Origin of the sequence: Polaribacter pectinis, assembly GCF_014352875.1 — a bacterium.
GTDB lineage: Bacteria > Bacteroidota > Bacteroidia > Flavobacteriales > Flavobacteriaceae > Polaribacter > Polaribacter pectinis.
Map to the genome: position 1 here is coordinate 1,563,927 of NZ_CP060695.1, position 18,761 is coordinate 1,582,687.

15 protein-coding genes are annotated in these 18,761 nt (G+C 29.3%); 4 read left to right on the forward strand and 11 right to left on the reverse strand.

What is annotated here, in order from left to right; all coding sequences use genetic code 11:
* The first annotated feature begins 1 nt into the window (after position 1).
* Together H9W90_RS07095 and H9W90_RS07100 are read left to right on the forward strand one after the other, a co-directional pair.
* Positions 2-466 carry a DUF3592 domain-containing protein gene (locus H9W90_RS07095; RefSeq protein WP_187483742.1) on the forward strand — a complete coding sequence of 155 codons (465 nt, stop codon included), beginning with the start codon at positions 2-4 and terminating at the stop codon, positions 464-466.
* Entirely contained in the window at positions 463-843 is a 381-nt protein-coding gene (locus H9W90_RS07100) for a RidA family protein (RefSeq protein WP_187483743.1), read from the forward strand. Before H9W90_RS07095 ends, H9W90_RS07100 begins: the two co-directional genes overlap by 4 nt.
* Before the next feature lie 140 nt (positions 844-983).
* Here H9W90_RS07100 and gap read toward each other — a convergent pair whose 3' ends face one another.
* The 3 genes from gap to H9W90_RS07115 all read right to left on the reverse strand — a co-directional run bounded on the left by gap (position 984) and on the right by H9W90_RS07115 (position 7,594).
* Positions 984-1,985 (reverse strand): type I glyceraldehyde-3-phosphate dehydrogenase, encoded by a 1,002-nt coding sequence (gap, locus tag H9W90_RS07105; RefSeq protein ID WP_187483744.1) that lies wholly within the window; start codon positions 1,983-1,985, stop codon positions 984-986.
* Between the two features lie 28 nt (positions 1,986-2,013).
* Entirely contained in the window at positions 2,014-2,997 is a 984-nt protein-coding gene (gene pfkA, locus H9W90_RS07110; RefSeq protein WP_187483745.1) for a 6-phosphofructokinase, read from the reverse strand.
* A 229-nt stretch (positions 2,998-3,226) separates the two neighbouring features.
* A complete protein-coding gene (locus H9W90_RS07115; protein WP_254712539.1) occupies positions 3,227-7,594 on the reverse strand; it encodes a translocation/assembly module TamB domain-containing protein in 4,368 nt (1,455 codons plus the stop codon).
* 256 nt (positions 7,595-7,850) lie between these two features.
* Between H9W90_RS07115 and tsaD the strand changes: the two genes are divergently transcribed.
* Positions 7,851-8,876, forward strand: coding sequence for a tRNA (adenosine(37)-N6)-threonylcarbamoyltransferase complex transferase subunit TsaD (tsaD, locus tag H9W90_RS07120; RefSeq protein ID WP_187483746.1), 1,026 nt, complete (start codon positions 7,851-7,853; stop codon positions 8,874-8,876).
* Between the two features lie 8 nt (positions 8,877-8,884).
* Complete coding sequence (locus tag H9W90_RS07125) at positions 8,885-10,741, forward strand: LTA synthase family protein (RefSeq protein ID WP_187483747.1); 1,857 nt, start codon at positions 8,885-8,887, stop codon at positions 10,739-10,741.
* An 85-nt stretch (positions 10,742-10,826) separates the two neighbouring features.
* On the opposite strand, the gene H9W90_RS07130 is transcribed toward H9W90_RS07125, so the two are convergent.
* From H9W90_RS07130 to lpxA, 8 genes are all read right to left on the reverse strand, one after another.
* Positions 10,827-11,657: a prohibitin family protein gene (locus H9W90_RS07130; RefSeq protein WP_187483748.1), complete on the reverse strand. Its 831-nt coding sequence runs from the start codon at positions 11,655-11,657 to the stop codon at positions 10,827-10,829.
* A gap of 85 nt (positions 11,658-11,742) precedes the next feature.
* Complete coding sequence (locus H9W90_RS07135; protein WP_254712540.1) at positions 11,743-13,770, reverse strand: VWA domain-containing protein; 2,028 nt, start codon at positions 13,768-13,770, stop codon at positions 11,743-11,745.
* A gap of 115 nt (positions 13,771-13,885) precedes the next feature.
* Positions 13,886-14,626, reverse strand: coding sequence for a 3-oxoacyl-[acyl-carrier-protein] reductase (gene fabG, locus H9W90_RS07140; RefSeq protein ID WP_187483749.1), 741 nt, complete (start codon positions 14,624-14,626; stop codon positions 13,886-13,888).
* Between the two features lie 108 nt (positions 14,627-14,734).
* Positions 14,735-15,607, reverse strand: a complete 873-nt coding sequence (gene sucD / locus H9W90_RS07145) for a succinate--CoA ligase subunit alpha (protein WP_187483750.1) — start codon at positions 15,605-15,607, stop codon at positions 14,735-14,737.
* A 61-nt stretch (positions 15,608-15,668) separates the two neighbouring features.
* Complete coding sequence (locus H9W90_RS07150; protein ID WP_187483751.1) at positions 15,669-16,595, reverse strand: UDP-3-O-(3-hydroxymyristoyl)glucosamine N-acyltransferase; 927 nt, start codon at positions 16,593-16,595, stop codon at positions 15,669-15,671.
* A 6-nt stretch (positions 16,596-16,601) separates the two neighbouring features.
* Entirely contained in the window at positions 16,602-17,366 is a 765-nt protein-coding gene (locus tag H9W90_RS07155; protein WP_187483752.1) for a class I SAM-dependent methyltransferase, read from the reverse strand.
* 8 nt (positions 17,367-17,374) lie between these two features.
* Positions 17,375-17,941: an elongation factor P gene (gene efp, locus H9W90_RS07160; RefSeq protein WP_187483753.1), complete on the reverse strand. Its 567-nt coding sequence runs from the start codon at positions 17,939-17,941 to the stop codon at positions 17,375-17,377.
* Between the two features lie 31 nt (positions 17,942-17,972).
* Positions 17,973-18,758, reverse strand: a complete 786-nt coding sequence (gene lpxA / locus H9W90_RS07165; RefSeq protein ID WP_187483754.1) for an acyl-ACP--UDP-N-acetylglucosamine O-acyltransferase — start codon at positions 18,756-18,758, stop codon at positions 17,973-17,975.
* Positions 18,759-18,761 lie beyond the last annotated feature (3 nt).

Genomic DNA, 18,761 nt, shown 5'->3' on the forward strand with positions numbered 1-18,761 from the left:
AATGAGTATTCTATTTTTTATTATTGGAACCTTTGCTGGTTTTTACTCAATTTACAAAGCAGTTACATCACTTGATAAAATTTACGCTATCAATAAAAATGGGATAAAAGCGAAAGCTTCTGTTATTGAAATTAGAAAAAAAAAGCAAACTGATAGTGATGGTGACACTTCTTATCTATATTATTATACTGTAAAGTTTAGAGATAATAGAGGAAAAGAAGTAAGAGAAGAAATTGATTTTCCTGTTAATAATAAATCATTAAGAACACCACCTTTTGATGTTGACATTATTTATCGTAGAAAAGAAAATCAAGAATTCGATATAATTTTAGAAACTAATAATGGTAGAAATACTGGTTTTTATATTAGCCTTATTACTGGTATTGCAGTTTTATCTTATGTAATTTACACGTATGATGGACAAATTGATATAATTTTAGAATTTATAAATAACTTATTCAAATGAAAAAAATAATAACAACAACAAAAGCACCTGCTCCTATTGGACCTTACAACCAAGCTGTTTTAACAGGAAATACATTATACACCTCTGGACAAATAGCCATAAACCCAGCAAATGGAGAATTGGTTTTAGATTCTATTACAATAGAAACAAAACAAGTAATGGAAAACTTAAAAGAAGTTTTAGCTGCCGCAGAAATGACATTTGAAAACGTCATTAAAACTTCCATTTTTATTTCTGATATGAATAATTTTGCTGAAATAAATTCCGTTTATGGAGAATATTTTGATAATGAAACGGCACCTGCAAGAGAAACTATAGAAGTTGCAAACTTACCAAAATTTGTAAATGTAGAAATTAGTGCGATTGCAGTTAAGTAGACTTTTAGACTTTTAGACTTTTAGACTTTTAGACTTTTAGACTTTTAGACTTTTAGACTTTTAGACTTTTAGACAAAACTAAAAAAAACCTGATAGAAATAAATCTATCAGGTTTTTTAATTTTAAATAATTTTATTCTACTATAAAGTAGCAGCGTATTCAATTAAATCTACGATTTTAGTTGAATAACCTATTTCGTTATCATACCAAGAAACAACTTTTACAAAGTTATCGTTTAATGCGATACCAGCTTTTGCGTCAAAGATTGAAGTACGAGTATCTCCAACAAAATCTTGAGAAACAACCATATCTTCAGTATATCCTAAAACACCTTTCATTGGTCCGCTTTCAGATGCAGCTTTCATAGCAGCACAAATTTCTGCATAAGTAGCTGGTTTTTCTAATTTTACTGTTAAATCTACAACAGAAACATCCATAGTAGGAATTCTAAAAGCCATACCAGTTAATTTTCCGTTTAATGCAGGAATTACTTTCCCTACAGCTTTTGCAGCTCCAGTAGAAGAAGGAATTACGTTACCAATTGCAGAACGTCCACCTCTCCAGTCTTTCATAGAAGGACCATCAACAGTTTTTTGAGTTGCAGTTGCAGCATGTACAGTTGTCATTAAACCTTCTGAAATACCCCAGTTGTCATTTAATACTTTTGCAATAGGAGATAAACAGTTTGTAGTACAAGATGCATTAGAAAAAATCTTTTGATCTGCTTTTAATTCTGTATTATTTACACCCATAACAAACATTGGTGTATGATCTTTAGAAGGTGCGGATAAAACAACTTTTTTAGCTCCTGCTTCTAAATGCTTTCCAGCAGTTTCTTCAGTTAAGAAAAAACCTGTAGATTCGATTACATATTCTGCATCTACTTCATCCCACTTTAAATTTGCAGGATCTCTTTCTGCAGTAATTCTAATTTCGTTTCCGTTTACAACTAATTTACCGTCTTTTACATCAACAGTTCCATCGAATTTACCATGAACTGAATCATACTTTAACATATATGCTAAATAATCTACATCTAATAAATCATTAATTGCTACTACTTGTACACCTGGTCTGTTAACTGTAGATCTAAATGCTAATCTTCCAATTCTACCAAATCCGTTAATTCCTACTTTTATCATTTTTTTACTCTTTAATTACTTATTAATATTATGTGGTCATGATATCTGAAACTCTTAAAAGTTCCTGATTAATTGAATGACCTCCTTTTATTGCTTCTGCAATACTTGTACTTATTACTTCGTTGTTTTTTAAACCAACCATTAAATTTGTTTGTCCGTCTAATAATAATTCTACAGACTTTACACCTAATCTACTTGCTAAAACTCTATCGAAACAAGATGGAGAACCTCCTCTTTGCATGTGCCCTAATACAGAAACTCTTACGTCATATTCTGGTAAGTTTTCTTCTACATACTGTGCTAATTCGTAAACGTTTTTACCCGATTTATCTCCTTCTGCAACAACAACAATACTAGAAGATTTTCCTGTTCTTCTACTCTTTTTAAGAGATTCTAGCATTCTTTCTAAACCTAAGTCTTCTTCAGGAATTAAAATTTCTTCTGCTCCTGCTCCAACACCTGCGTTTAATGCAATAAAACCAGCATCTCTACCCATTACTTCAACAAAAAATAATCTGTTGTGAGAAGATGCAGTATCTCTAATTTTGTCGATTGCTTCAACAGCTGTGTTAAGTGCTGTGTCATAACCTAAAGTATGTGTTGTTCCAAAAATATCGTTATCGATTGTTCCAGGAATTCCAATAACTGGGAATTTATATTCTTCGTTAAAGATTACTGCTCCTGTAAAAGAACCATCTCCACCAATTACAACCATAGCTTCGATATCATTTTCTTTCAAATGCTCGTAAGCTTTTGCTCTACCTTCTTTGGTTCTGAACTCTTTAGATCTTGCAGATTTTAATATAGTACCACCTTTGTTAATAATATTATTAACGCTTCTAGCAGTTAACTCTATAAAATCTCCTTCTATAAGGCCTTCATAGCCTCTGTATATCCCTACACAACTAACTCTATAATAAGCACATGCTCTAACAACAGATCTAATTGCTGCATTCATTCCTGGAGCATCTCCTCCAGAAGTCATGACTGCTATTTTTTTGATTTTTTTCATATAATATTATGTAAAATTACTGCTTTTTAAGCATTTAAAATAAAAAAACTACGAAATCGTTTTAGCCTTTTTTCCCTTTATTTAAAAGGATTTTTAATTTAGAAACACCAAATATTTCATTAATTTTATTTTGATGAATCATCAATATTTATAAGATATTAAAATTGAGTTTTTAGTTTTATAATTGAGTGGAATTTAGGAATTTCAATAATAAATTAACGTTTAGTTCTTAATTTCCTTCAAAATTTTTAAACTCTTTTTCTTTAACTTTAAGTGTATCTTTTTTTACTGATGGTGTAACGTTCTTAATGGTTCTTTTTTTCAACCCCATTTTTTTAAGTAAATCTGATAAAGTATTAAAGTTTACTTGGTAAGTAAGACCTACGCCTTGTGTATATCCTTCTTCTTCTGTAGAATATTGAATTTCATTTTGTCTGTTAAAAATTACTCCTCTAAAGTTTCCTTCTTTATTTAATAAGACTTCTACTTTAACCTCCCCTACAACACTAGATTGTGTTTGGCTTCCAACAGGGACTCCAACTTTTCCGTTTATAATAACTCTGTTACTAACTTGTGTACTTACAGATAAATCTACTTGATTATCTATATTTAATCTATCTAAATCATTATCTACTTGCCCTTGCTGATAATCTAAACCTAACTGAAATTTACTATCTGGATTATTTAATAAACTAGAAAAAGCGGCAGTTATTGCACTTGAAGCTGTACCTGCTAACGTATTGTTTACATCAAAATTTACTTTGTCTGGGTTAGCAAAATTTCCGAATGCTAAAAGCGATATAAACTGTGTTGTTTTTTCGTTTACGTTATTATCATTTAAAATAAATTCTAACTCATTTGCAATTGATGGATCTACATTAGATAGTTGAATATCTAACTCTTGTTTAGAACTAAATAAACCTCCTGTTATTCTTGTTACTAAATCTACTTCAATTTTTCTATTTGAATTAAAATTCTCTAACAATACACCAGGGTTTGCCTTTGCTTTATATACAGCAGTAACGTCTAAATTAGCCTCGTAAGGATTACCATTCCAAGAAACTGTTCCTCCTTTTTGAATTACAAAAGGCTTATTTACAATACCACCATATTTAAAGTCATAGACTCCTTTTTGTATGGTATAATCTCCATACATATTAAACTTACCACGTGTATCTATTTCTATTCGTAAATTTCCATCTCCATTACCTGTTAACTGGCTTCCATAAACCTCATCTATAACTACTTGTGCTCTTGCGTCTTTGGTTACATCTAACTCTATATTTAAAGACAAGCCTTTTAAAGCTTCTTGTGCAATTTCATTCTGTCTGTCTTTAACACCAATTTCATCTGTTTTAAAATGAATTAATCTAAAACTATCTACAGTCTCTACATCTTTTAATGGAACAACAAAAAGAGTTCCTGGCATTGTTTTAGCGTTTACATCTATCGTTAATTGGTCTGTTAAGCCTGTAATACTAGCAGTACCGTCTATAAATGCGGAACCATAATACAAAGCTTCTTCTGTATTTTCGGTATCTAAAACTAGTAAGTTTTTACTTTCTATTTCTATATTTAAAAACCACTGTTTAAAGTTAAGATGCGTTATATCTCCAATTAATCTTCCTTTTGTTTTATGCTTTTTATCTAATAAAGAAAAGTTTTCAAAAATAAAAGATTGTTGCTGTAGAGTTATTACAGATTCCCCTTCAAAATCATAATCTACATTTAAATAAGGGAATTTTAAACCTGCGTTTTTTAGCACTAGAGTTCCATCCATTTCCGGATTTCCTAAAAACCCTCTTAACGCAAAATCTCCGGAAGCTGTTCCTCTAATAGAGGATAAAACATCTTGACCTAAAGGACTAAAAGCATCTAAACCAAACTCTTCTAAAAATACTTCTAAATCTATTAATGGTCTTTCTGTAGAAAAATCTAAAGAACCTGTAGCGGCTATACTTTTTACGTTTTCATTATTTATAGCTAAATCTACCAAATATTTTTCATAAGAATTATCTCCTTTTACATTTATAGATAAATCTCCTTGAGTAAAATTATTTACTTGAAAATCTTTTATTGACAATAATGCTTCTGGACTATATACTCCTTCTTTTTGAACAAAATCTAGATTTCCAGAAAGAGTACCTTTTAAGGCTAGACTGTCTATTTTAGGTAAAAAACTTTCTAATTTAACTTTAGTAAAATCTGCTAATAAAACCTTTTCTTCATCTCCTTTAAGACTTCCTGTAAATTCAATTTTTTGTTCATTAGACACTAATTTAAATTGACTAAAATTAAACTCATTAGACTTTAAATCGAAAGTAATTTTATCTGTATTTAATTCATCTGGGTTTATATCCCAAACATTGTCTTTAAACTTAAATGATGATTTTTCGAAACCTAGTACAGACTTCCCTTCCTTATTAAAAGTGTAGAAAAAATCTAAATTGAAATCCTCATTTTTCTTATTTCCTCCTTTAAAAACAGATTTAAAATATAGAGTATCATTTTGAGTTCTATTTAAAAGATTCAATTTAGAAACATTATAATATTTTGTGTTTATTTCATCTGCTGTTAAGTGAGAATTATAGAGCGGATTTTGATTATCTGTTCTTAATAAAACTTCTTTAGCTTCTGTACCAAAAGCATCTATTTTAGGTGATGAAAAAGTAAGTTTAAAAAGGTTTTTATCAGAATTAATTTTTCCTTTTATTTTGGTGTTATTATCTATTGAAATATCAGGAAAAAAGACTGTTACAATTTGATTATATATAGTAAAATTAAAATCTAAAAATTGATTTGGAGCAACCTGATATGGTGTATAGTTTGTATAAATACTACCCAAAGCATTTTGCGCTACATATGGCAACTCTGAAAAAGAAAACTTACCAGAAATATAACCATTTGCAATGTCTTCTGAAGAAACTTCTATCGTTTTAATACTGTCTTTTAAAGAGGAGGAAACATTAAATTCTTTAAAAACATATTCTTCTTTATGATTTGTGTACAGAATATTTTTAAAGGTTGCCATACCTGTAATATCATCAAAAGTATTTCCTTCTACATCTAACGCAATATTTCCTTTTAAAATTGCAGTACTATCTCTTGTAAAAAGATTTGTTTCTTTTAGGTTTAAGTAATCTATATCTGACTTAAAATCGAACTTATGAACTGCTGATGACAAGTCTGCCAAACCATTAAATTTCATTTTAAAATTTACGTCATCTATTTCTAAATCTCCATCGAATTTATTATTTTGATACTGTCCGTTTGCAGAAATATTCTTGTAAGGATAATTGTTAAAGTTCAATTCAGAAACATTACCAATAAAAGAAGTATTAATGTTCTCTAGTTTAAAACCTGTTCCATTTACATCTCCTTTTAAAGAAACAATACCAAATAAAGGGTCATTAAAAAAGGCGCCAATATTAAAGTTATTTAAATTAATTTCTCCGCTATAACTTGCATAATCGATATTACTAATATTAGAAATTTGAAGATCTGAAACAATATCTCCAATTTCTGATTTTAAATCTACAGTAGCACTCATTTGCTCTGGAGTTACACTAACTTTTCCTACAATTTTAAATTTCCCAAATTTATCAAACTCTGTTGGTAACGTTTTTCCTAACACATTTGGCAAAACACTTTTCAAGCCTTTATAAGTTGCCGTTAAATTCTTTAAATCTCCATCAAAAACAAAACCTTTTTCTGGATTTACTGCATTTAAAAAAGATAAATCTCCTATAATTTTTATCCCATTTCTAGATGATAAATTAAAGTTTTTTAAATCGAAATTATTTAGAGGTCCATTTAATTTACCAGAAAATGTTACAACATCATTACCACTTAATTCATTGTAATATTTTTTTAAATCTTTAATAGCTAATTTACTTTTATCAAAAATTGCTTTTATGGTTACTTTATTATTAAAATCTGTTAAATCTTCTCGTTTATAAGTAAAATCAATATTGGCATTTACATCAGATTTTTCTGTCTGTAATCTGGTGTTTTTAAAATGCATTGCTGTTTTTGTATATGTAAAATCTGTAGTTAAATTGGTAACTTCTAACCCTTTGTTGTCTACAAAATATAAGCCTCTAATATTTGAAGAAAAATCTGAACCAATTATAGATAAATCCTGTAAATTTCCTCCCGTATTTCTTGCAGAAAAGTTTAAAGAATCTTTACTGTTTGCATTAATTATTTTAACGTATAAATTACTAACATAAACATTAGAAGATTTTAGAACAAAAGGCGGGGCTAGTGAATCTTTAGGTGTACCATCATTAAAACTATCAATAAAAACACCCATATTATCATCCGTTTCTCCTTTATAGGTCTTCATATAATAATATGCATCTTCTAATTTAACACTGCTTAACAGTATCTCTCCATCCAACGCTTTTTTTGCATCTAGTAAAGAAGTGCTTAATTTTTTCACAAAAATTAAAGTGTCTTTATGGTGATCTCTAATCTCTATGCCTTTTAAATCTGCACTTCCTAAAAAAGATAAATCAACTTTTTCTATTTTAATATCTACATTAAAATCTTCGTTAATTTTATTAGTTGCGTAATTACCAAGTTTGGTTTGCACAACAGGTAAAGAAAGTAAAACACTAATCAACAACAAAAAGAGCACCAAGTACCCTATCCATTTCAGTATTTTTTTTCCAACTTTTTTGATGATGTGTGTTTTTAAAAGAAGTTAAATATTTATCGATTTACAATCAAAAATATTGCCACTTATTACAAAGAACGTGCAAATTTAACAAAGAATTAAATTTCTATTCTTAAAAAAGCAACATCAACTTAAAAATATACTTAATTTTGCTTTTAACAATATTTTTTTGATGAAAAAACCAATTTATATTTTAGCGATAGAATCTTCTTGTGATGATACTAGTGCTTCCGTAATTTGTAATGCTAAAGTTTTAAGTAATGTAGTAGCAAACCAAGAAGTACACTCTAAATACGGTGGTGTTGTACCAGAATTAGCTTCTAGAGCACATCAACAAAACATTGTACCTGTAGTTCAACAAGCTTTAGAACAAGCTAATGTTAAAAAAGAAAACTTGTCTGCTATTGCTTTTACAAGAGGCCCAGGATTAATGGGTTCTTTATTAGTAGGTACTTCTTTTGCTAAATCTTTAGCGTTAGGTTTGCAAATTCCTTTAATTGATGTTAACCATATGCAAGCACATATTTTAGCACATTTTATTGAAGAAGAAGGTGCTAAAATTCCACCATTTCCTTTTATTTGTTTAACCATAAGCGGTGGACATACACAGATAGTAAAAATTACCAATCATTTTGAAATGGAAATTTTAGGAGAAACTATAGATGATGCTGTTGGTGAAGCTTTCGATAAATCTGCAAAAATTTTAGGCTTACCTTATCCTGGAGGTCCATTAATTGATAAATATGCCAAATTAGGAAATCCAAAAGCATTTCCATTTACCAAGCCAAAAGTGGGTGATTTAGATTTTAGTTTCAGCGGATTAAAAACAGGTATTCTCTATTTTATTCAGAAACAGCAAAGAATAAATCCTAATTTTATTGAAGAAAACCTGAACGATATTTGTGCTTCTATACAATATACAATTGTAGAAATTTTAATGAATAAATTAAAAAACGCTGTTAAAAAAACTGGCATTAAACATATAGCTATTGCTGGTGGAGTTTCTGCTAATTCAGAAATTAGAAATCGTTTACAATTAGCAGAAAAACATTTTGGTTGGACAACTTATATCCCTAAATTTCAATATACAACAGACAATGCAGCAATGATAGCAATTACTGGATATTTAAAATATTTAAACAATGATTATTCTGACGTTTCAGTTACTGCAAAAGCACGATTAAAAGTTACTGAATAACTCACAAAATGAAGAACCTTACAAACAGACTCTTATGCTATGTTTCCTACTTTCTATTATGGGTGGGTTATTTTATTTTTGCACGATTCTTTTTTCTCCTTTTTTATTTTGATAAAACACAAGAACTAGGCTTTACAACTGCTTTAAAAACGTTTGCTTATGGTATTCGTTTAGACTTATCTTTTGCTGCTTATTTAAGTTTTATTCCGTTTTTATTAATGATATTTTCGGTATTTGTAAAATCAAAAAAAATTGAACATGTTATAAAATGGTATTCTTACATTCTATTAATTTTTATCACCTTATTATTAATTATTGATGCAAGTTTATACCAATCTTGGGGAGTTCGTTTAGACACAAGCTTACTACCTTATTTAAATACTCCTGAATTAATGGTAGCTTCAGTTTCTACCTTTCAAATGATTTCTGGAATTATTTTTTGGGGGTTCATTTCTTATGTTTTCATAAAATTATTTTCTAAAATAATTACAAAAAAATTAAATAATGTAAACACTGCAAATTGGATTCAAGCACCTATATTTTTAATAATAACTGCTGCTTTAATTATTCCTGTTAGAGGTGGTTTACAAACTATTCCTGTAAACCAAAGTAATGTTTATTTTTCTGATAAAATGTTTGCCAACCATGCTGCAATTAACTTTATATGGAACTTCTCTAACACACTTACCCATAAAACCGATGGTAAAAACCCTTATAAATATTTTGATGAAAAAGTAGCTAAAAACATAATTAATAAAACAAAAAATAAACTTTTAATTTCTGACACGGACAGTATTTTAAATACAACTAGACCCAATGTAATTTTAATTATTTGGGAAGGTTTAACAGCTAAAGTTGTAGGTTCTTTAGGTGGAGAACCAACAGTAACAGAAAATTTAAATAAAATTTCTAAAGAAGGAATTTTGTTCACAAATTTCTATGCAAATGGAGACAGAACTGACAAAGGAATTCCCGCTATTTTAAGTGGTTATTATCCAGCACCAGTAAAGCGAATCATGAGAATGCCAAACAAAACTAGAAGCTTGCCAATGTTACCTCAAAAAATGATTGATTTGGGTTATAAAACATCTTTTTATTATGGTGGAGATCTAAATTTCGGGAATATGAATACTTACCTAAGAAATGCCGGAATTACAAATTTTGTGGATGGAAGTGATTTCGATAAAAAAGATTGGAACTCTAAATGGGGTGCTCATGACCATATTTTAATGGAACGATTTGTCAAAGATTTAGCAACAGAACAAGAAGAACCTTTCTTTAAAATTGCACTAACTTTAAGCAGCCATGAACCTTATCAGTTTCCTGATGATTATAAATTTGGAAAAGATTCTGAAGATAACCTGTTTAGAAGTTCTCATACTTACACAGATAAAAGTATTGGTAAATTCATAGAATTTGCAAAAAAACAAACTTGGTATAAAAACACCTTAATTGTTATAATGGCAGATCATGGACATAGTTCTCCCAAACATTTAGGCCCTTTTAACTCACCAAAAAGATTTAGAATACCTATGCTTTGGTTGGGAGGAGCTTTGCACAAAACAGGCATAGAAATTAGTACTATTTCTAGTCAGGTAGATTTTCCTTACACACTTTTAGACTTATTAAAAACAGATAATTCTAGTTTTACTTTCAGTAAAAATATTTTTAATACTTCTAGTGAACAATATGCGCATTATATTTTTAACAAAGGATTTGGAACTCTTAACAAAAATGGTGTTTTTATGTACGATTATGTAAGTAAAAAACCAATTTTAGAAATTGGTAAAAACACTTCTAAATTAGATTCTTTTGGAAAGTCTATTACTCAAAATGCTTACCAAGACTTTTTAGAAAGAAAATAACTTATTCTACAATTATAAATAGGTTGATTTACAAAAAAAATCCAGCAAAAGCTGGATTTTTAATTTATAAAAAAGTGTTTTTTTCTTATTGATTTCCTAAAATAATTGGTAACCCATCTTTTCCAGAACCAATAACAATTACTTTACTGTTAGGAGATTTAGATAGCTCTAAAGTAGCGTCAATTCCTTTTTCTTGTAAAATTTTATCAGTTAAAGAAGCACTTAAAATTTTATTTGCTATAGCTTTACCTTCTGCATCAATTTTTTGTCTTTCTGCTTCCTTCTTCGCTTTAGAAATTCTAAATTCATATTCTAAAGACTCTTGTTCTTGCTTTAATTTTGTTTCAATTGCAATTCTAATGGTAGATGGTAATTTAACATCTTCTACCAAAACACGCGTTACAGATAAATATTGATCTTTTAAAACACCTTGTACTTCTTCTAAAATTTCTTGCTCAATTACATCTCTTTTACTTGAATATAATTGCTCAGGGGTATAACGTCCTACTACACTTCTTGCTGCTGCGTTAATTGCAGGATCTAGCAATTCACGCTCGTAATCTTGCCCTTTGGTTTTAATTAGCTTTCCTAAATTTTCAAATTCTGGCTCATACCATATTGTTCCATTTACTTTTACTTCTAATCCGTTTACAGAAAGTACATTCATTTCATCTGAAATAGATTGCTGACGCACTTTTCTAACAATCATCTTGTTCCAAGGCATCATAAAATGAAAACCTTCTCCGTATGTTTTTTCAGTATCTATACCATCACCTAAAGATTCGAAAATTACACCTCCTTCTCCAGGACCAATTGTTACTGTCGCTTTTGTAAATAAAATAATTGCTGCTACTCCTAATATGATAAAAAATAATCCGCCTTTTGGAAAATTAAATTCGGGTTGTCTTGTTGCCATTTTCTATATTTTAAAATTGAACTCAAATTTACAATTAAAGATTTACAAGGAAGCAAGCTTCTCTACTTTTTTTGAATCTTTAAAATTAAATTTTTCCGTAATATTTTCTGATAAACCATTCTATTGTAAATAAGCTAATTACAAAGAATAAAATCCATTTCCAATCGATTAGATTTTGTTCTTTAATTGTTGATTTTTGTGTAGTATAAAATTCCTTATTTTCTAAAAGTAATTTTGATAAATAATCAAATTGATTCTTGTAAAACAATTTTCCATTAGCTTTTGTTGCCAAAACATCTAATTTTTGGTGATTTGCATTTGTAAATTGTTCTTCTACTTGATATTCCGTAATTTTAAATTGTCCGTATTTATGAATATTTTGTCCATTTACAGCAACTTTGTATGCGTAATTTCCAGGTGATAAATTTTCTATTTCAACCTGATAAGAATTGCTAACTAAAGAAAAAGGAAATTTAACAACTTCTTTTGTATCTGTGTTGGTAACTGTAATTTCTAAAGTTGCTCTATCATCAAATTTGTAATTTTTATCTGTATAATAAGAAGAAATAATAATTGTTGAGTTTGCAGGATATATGTTTTTAGCATTAATTTCTAATCGATTTCTTTTCTTGTTTGATGCTAAATACTGAATTAAATTCCCTGTAAATTCATCAAATTCTTGAAAAGAATTAGTGTTTAAAAAACTAGCAGCTCTCCATTTCCAAATTCCTTCGCCTAATAAAATTGCCGATTTTTGATTATTCTGTTCGAAAGTTGCCAATAAAGGTTGTTGCGTTTGCACACCGTTAATATTTTGCGACAATAATAATTGTTGTTCTTTAGTAAATATAACTTCACCAAACTTGTCTTTTAATGGAGGAAATTGATTAAAACCAATATCTTTTTGTAAAAAAGTTAGAAAACCATCATTATAAATTGCTCCGTAATTTTCTGTTTGATTGATTGCCTTTTTAGTAAAACCTAGCTGTTGTTTATTTATAAAATTCCAATCTGTATTTGCACCAGAAACTAAAAAATAATTGCTGTTTTTTTGTTTCAATTCTCCAATAACAGTATTGAATTGAGCTGTTGGTTGATACAAAATTACCAGCTGAAAATCATTTAATTGATTTTTATATTTATCAATTAATAACACTTCTACAGAACGTTGTTTATTACTTTCTATCGCTTTTTTTAGTGCGCCAATATCTGGGTGTAAAACAGACGTTAAAATCAACACTTTTGTTTGTTCATCTATAACCTCTACCGAAAAACTTTTAGTATTGTTTTTGGTATTTTTTTCGCCTTCAATTTTTCTTATAGTGGCTGTATAAAATTGCAATCCTTCTTTTGTTGATGTTAAATTAGCAGTTATCGTTTTTGAATTTTCTGTTGGAGAAAACTGTACTTTTTGCGAAAAAACGGTTTTTCCTTTGCTAAAAATTGAAAATTGAGAGTTTACAGTTTCATTTCCATCATAGTTTAACAAAACTTCTACAGGAAACTTATTTTTTATATAACTGTATTTATTTACGTTTAACTGACTTATTTTTAAATCTTTATACTTTATAGTGTCTCCAAAAACTACAGGATATATTTTTTGTTTAGAATTGATAAATTCATAATCATTTCCAATGGTTTGGTTTCCATCGGATAAAAGAATAATTGGCGCAATTTTACCTTTATGCAATTCGTTTATTGATGAAATTGCATCAGAAATATTGGTTTCATTTTCTTTAAATGAAAGTGAATCTAAAACTTGTAAAGAATTTCCGAAAGTGAATTTCTTAACTTCAAACTTATCACCTAACTCTTTATTGTTCTGAATATTAGAAATGAATTCACTTACACTTTTATCTTCTTTAAAGAAAGGAATTGATTTAGAATTATCTACCAAAACAGACAAAATGGGTTTATTATTTTGTAATTCTGTTTTTTTAATTGTGGGATTTATCAGCAATAAAATCAATAAAAAAAGACTTAATGTTTTTAAAACAAAAAGTAAAATTGTATTTTTTGATGTGTTTTTTGCTTTATAAAAATATTGAAAAAATGCTACTGAAAGACTCAATAACAAAGCAAGTATGATGTATAAAATTGTAGTTGTTTGCAACAGTATAAATTTATTGTGAAAGATATAAATAACTATCTAAAAAAAGAAAACCTGCAACGTTAAATTGTTACAGGTTTTTATAATTTATTCCATGGATTAAAATCCATTATTGAATCTACATTCCACCATCTACAGACAATGTTTGTCCTGTAATGTACGCACTCATATCTGATGCTAAAAACACGCAAGCATTTGCTACATCTATTGGCTGTCCTCCTCTTTTTAAAGGAATTCCATCTCTCCAGCTTTGCACTACTTTTTCATCTAATTTATCTGTCATTTCAGTTTCTATAAATCCAGGAGCAATTACATTACTTCTAATGTTTCTAGAACCTAACTCTAAAGCCACAGATTTAGAAAAACCAATAATACCAGCTTTAGAAGCTGCATAATTAGCTTGACCTGCATTACCGTTTAAACCAACAATAGAGCTCATGTTAATAATAGAACCACTTCTTTGTTTCATCATTGGACGAATAACTGCTTTTGTTAAGTTGAAAACAGATTTTAAGTTTACTTCAATTACTTTATCGAAATCATCTTCAGAAATACGCATTAACAAATTATCTTTTGTAATACCTGCGTTATTTACTAAAATATCAATAGTACCAAATTCTTTTTGAACGTCTTTTGCTAATTCTTGTGCCGCATCAAAATCTGCTGCATTCGATTGATATCCTTTTGCAGAAACTCCATAAGATTTTAATTCTTCTTCTAATGCATTTGCAGCATCTACAGAAGAGCTATAAGTAAAAGCAACATTTGCACCTTGTTTTGCAAACTCAACTGCAATACTTCTACCAATTCCTCTTGTTGCACCAGTAATTATAGCTGATTTATTTTCTAATAATTTCATAATGTTTTATTTAGTTGATTATCAAATATAAAAAAGAAATTCCCGAGATATTGAAATTAATCCAATACAAACGGGAATTTATATATTTTAATGTTTTAAAATAATGGTTTATTTTAAAACTTTTGCTACCATTTCTCCAATTTTAGCTGGCGAACTCACAACGTGAACTCCATTTTCTGCTAAAATTTTCATTTTTGCTTGTGCTGTATCATCAGCACCACCCACAATTGCTCCTGCATGTCCCATTGTTCTTCCTGCTGGTGCAGTTTGTCCTGCAATAAAACCAACAACTGGCTTTCTATTTCCATCAGCTTTAATCCATTGTGCAGCTTCAGCTTCTAAATTTCCACCAATTTCACCAATCATAACAATTGCTTCAGTTTCTGGGTCATTCATTAACAATTCTACAGCTTCTTTTGTTGTAGTTCCAATAATTGGATCTCCACCAATACCAATTGCAGTAGTAATTCCAAAACCTTGTTTTACAACTTGGTCAGCAGCTTCGTAAGTTAAAGTTCCTGATTTAGAAACAATACCAACTCTACCTTTTTTGAAGATAAAACCTGGCATAATACCAACTTTAGCTTCATCTGGTGTAATTACACCTGGACAGTTAGGTCCAACCAATCTACAATCTTTATCAGCAATATAAGCTTTCACTTTTACCATATCAGCAGTAGGAATACCTTCTGTAATACAAATAATTACTTTAATTCCAGCATCTGCAGATTCCATAATTGCATCAGCAGCAAAAGCTGGTGGTACAAATATAATTGAAGTATCTGCTCCTACTTTTTCTACAGATTCTGCAACTGTATTAAAAACTGGTTTACCTAAATGTTCTTGACCTCCTTTTCCTGGAGTTACACCACCAACAACGTTAGTTCCATAATCAATCATTTGGCCAGCGTGAAAAGTACCTTCACTACCTGTAAAACCTTGAACAATAATTTTTGAATTTTTATTTACTAAAACACTCATTCGTTTCTAATTTTATTTTGTTATGCAAAAATAGTTTATTGCTTGTTTCTAAAAAAGGAATTTAGGAATTCTTTCTGTCTTTTAAAAAGCGTTTAATTTCTGCCATTTCTTTTAATTTTTCTCTTGATTCGGATATTGGAGTTCCAAAATAACTTTTTCCTCCAGGTACAGATTTTGTAACTCCTGTTTGCCCTAGAATTACAGCTCCTTTTCCTATTGTAATTCCGCTGTTTGTACCAACTTGTCCCCAAATTGTTACTTCGTCTTCAATAATTACGCAACCAGCAATACCTGTTTGCGATGCTATTAGGCATTTCTTACCAATTACAGTATCATGTCCAACATGCACTTGGTTGTCTATTTTTGTTCCTTCTCCAATAGTTGTATCTCCTGTAACTCCTTTATCTATAGTGCAAGAAGCTCCTAAATCTACATTATCTTTTAGTACAACTCTTCCTCCTGAAATTAGTTTATCGAAACCTGTTGATCTGTTTTTGTAATAAAAAGCATCTGCTCCTAAAACTGTATTTGCGTGAATCGTTACATTATTTCCAATTACTGAATTGTCATAAATTGTAACATTTGGGTGAATCACACAATCTTTTCCAATAGAAACATTGTTTCCAATAAATACATTTGGCTGAATTATTGTTCCTTCTCCAATAACTGAGCTTTCAGAAATACTTACTTTTGAAGCAATAAAAGGATTAAAATGTTTTGTTATTTTATTAAAGTCTCGAAAAGGGTCATCAGAAATTAATAATGATTTTCCTTCTGGACAAGCAACTTTTTTGTTGATTAAAACAGTTGTTGCAGCTGACTGTAATGCTTTATCGTAATATTTTGGATGGTCTACAAAAACAATATCTCCTTTTTCTACAACATGAATTTCATTAATTCCTAAAATTTCAAAACTAGCATCACCAACAAAATCAACATTTAATAATGATGCAATTTGTTGTAAAGTTTGTGGATTTTTGAATTTCATAAAACCTTATTTTTTGCTACCATAAATAATAACTCTTGCAAAAAGAGAGTGTAAAAAAGGAATTTTAGAAAAGAATACATCTAAATTGTAACCAAACTTATTTATCCAATTATCGTAATTTTTATCACCATAAATTTTAAGTGCAATAAAACCAAAAGCAACTGTAAAAAAGTCAAAGAAATAATGATCGAACGTAAATTTTTCTCTAATTATTTTAAAATCTTTAGAAACCAAAGCATGTTCGTCTGGTGTTCTTTCTTGAGGATTCATTTTTCTATAAATCTTATATAAAGGATTCATATTTAATGGTTCTAAAAAAACAACTTTTCCACCAGGTTTTAAAACTCTGTGTATATGTCCTATTGATTTTTCTATATCTAAATGATGTAAAATTGCTCCACCAAAAACAATATCGAAAGAGTTATCTTCGAATGTTAAATCGTTCGCATCCATTAAATGATGGTTTACTGGAAAAGATTGTTCAGAAGCATGTTTTTTACCATTTTCTAACTCCGATTCAGAAATATTAATACAGGTTAAACTTTTTGGTTTTGTATTTTTATTAAACCAAACCGCCCATGTGTATGATCCAATTTCTAAAACATCTTGACCATTAAAATCTTCTAAAAGTTTATCAAGAATTTTCTTTTCTCTTTTGTAAGAATAAAAAAAAGCGTGTCTTCTTAATTTTTTAATCTTTGTTCTGTCAAGCTTACCTTCATTCCAGTAATCTTTTTCAGTTTGATTAATTTCTTCTCTAGTTTTAGACATCAGAAAACTTATTCCTTAATTCTTTCTTGGTAAGTACCTTTGGTAGTCTCTACCTTAATTTTATCTCCTTCATTAATAAATAAAGGTACATTTACAGACGCACCAGTTTCTACTATTGCTGGTTTTGTTGCATTTGTTGCTGTATTTCCTTTAACACCAGGTTCTGTTGCAGTAACTTCTAAAATTACACTCGCTGGCATTTCTACAGAAAGTGGCATATTATCTTCAGAATTAATGATAATAGTAACTATTTCTCCTTCTTTCATTAAACCTGGAGTATCTAAAGCAGCTTCTAACAAACGAATTTGAGTATAATCTGCCTCGTTCATAAAATGATAGAATTCTCCATCATGATATAAAAATTGAAATTTGTGAGTTTCCACACGAACATCTTCAATTTTTCTTCCTGCAGGGAATGTATTATCAATTACTTTTCCGTTAGTAACACTTTTTAATTTTGTTCTTACAAATGCAGGTCCTTTTCCAGGTTTTACATGTAAAAATTCTACTATTTTATATATATCGTTATTGTATCTAATACACAATCCGTTTCTAATATCTGATGTTGTTGCCATTTATAGTTTCTGTTTGTACTAATTATAATAATTAATTTGAATTAAAATACCCTTTCATGATTCCTCTATGTGAATCTTTTATAAATTGAATAATTTCATCTCTCTCTGGAGTTGCTTCCATTTCTGCTTCAATTATATCAATTGCTTGGGTATAATTATAGTTTTTCTGAAATAAAATTCTGTATATATTCTGAATCTCTCTAATTTTTTCGGTAGTATAACCTCTTCTTCTTAAGCCTACTGAATTTATACCAACATAAGACAAAGGTTCACGTGCAGCTTTTACATATGGTGGAACATCTTTTCTAACTAAAGAACCACCAGTAACAAAAGCATGTTTACCTACAGAAGCAAATTGATGTATTGCAACCATACCTGCCAAAACTACATTATCTCCAATAGTAACATGACCTGCAAGTGTAGTATTGTTTGAAAAAATACAGTTGTTTCCTACAAATGAATCATGTGCAATATGACAATAAGCCATTATTAAACAATTATCTCCAATTTTGGTTTTCATTCTATCTGAGGTTCCTCTGTTAATTGTAACACATTCACGTATTGTAACGTTGTCTCCAATTTCTACAGTGGTTTCTTCATCATCGAATTTTAAATCTTGAGGAATTGCAGAAATTACAGCACCTGGAAAAATTCTACAATTTTTTCCAATTTTAGCACCTTCCATAATTGTTACATTTGATCCGATCCAAGTACCAGAACCAATTGTTACATTATTATGAATGGTTGTAAAAGGCTCTATTACTACATTTCTAGCAATTTTTGCTTGCGGATGAACGTATGCTAATGGTTGATTCATATT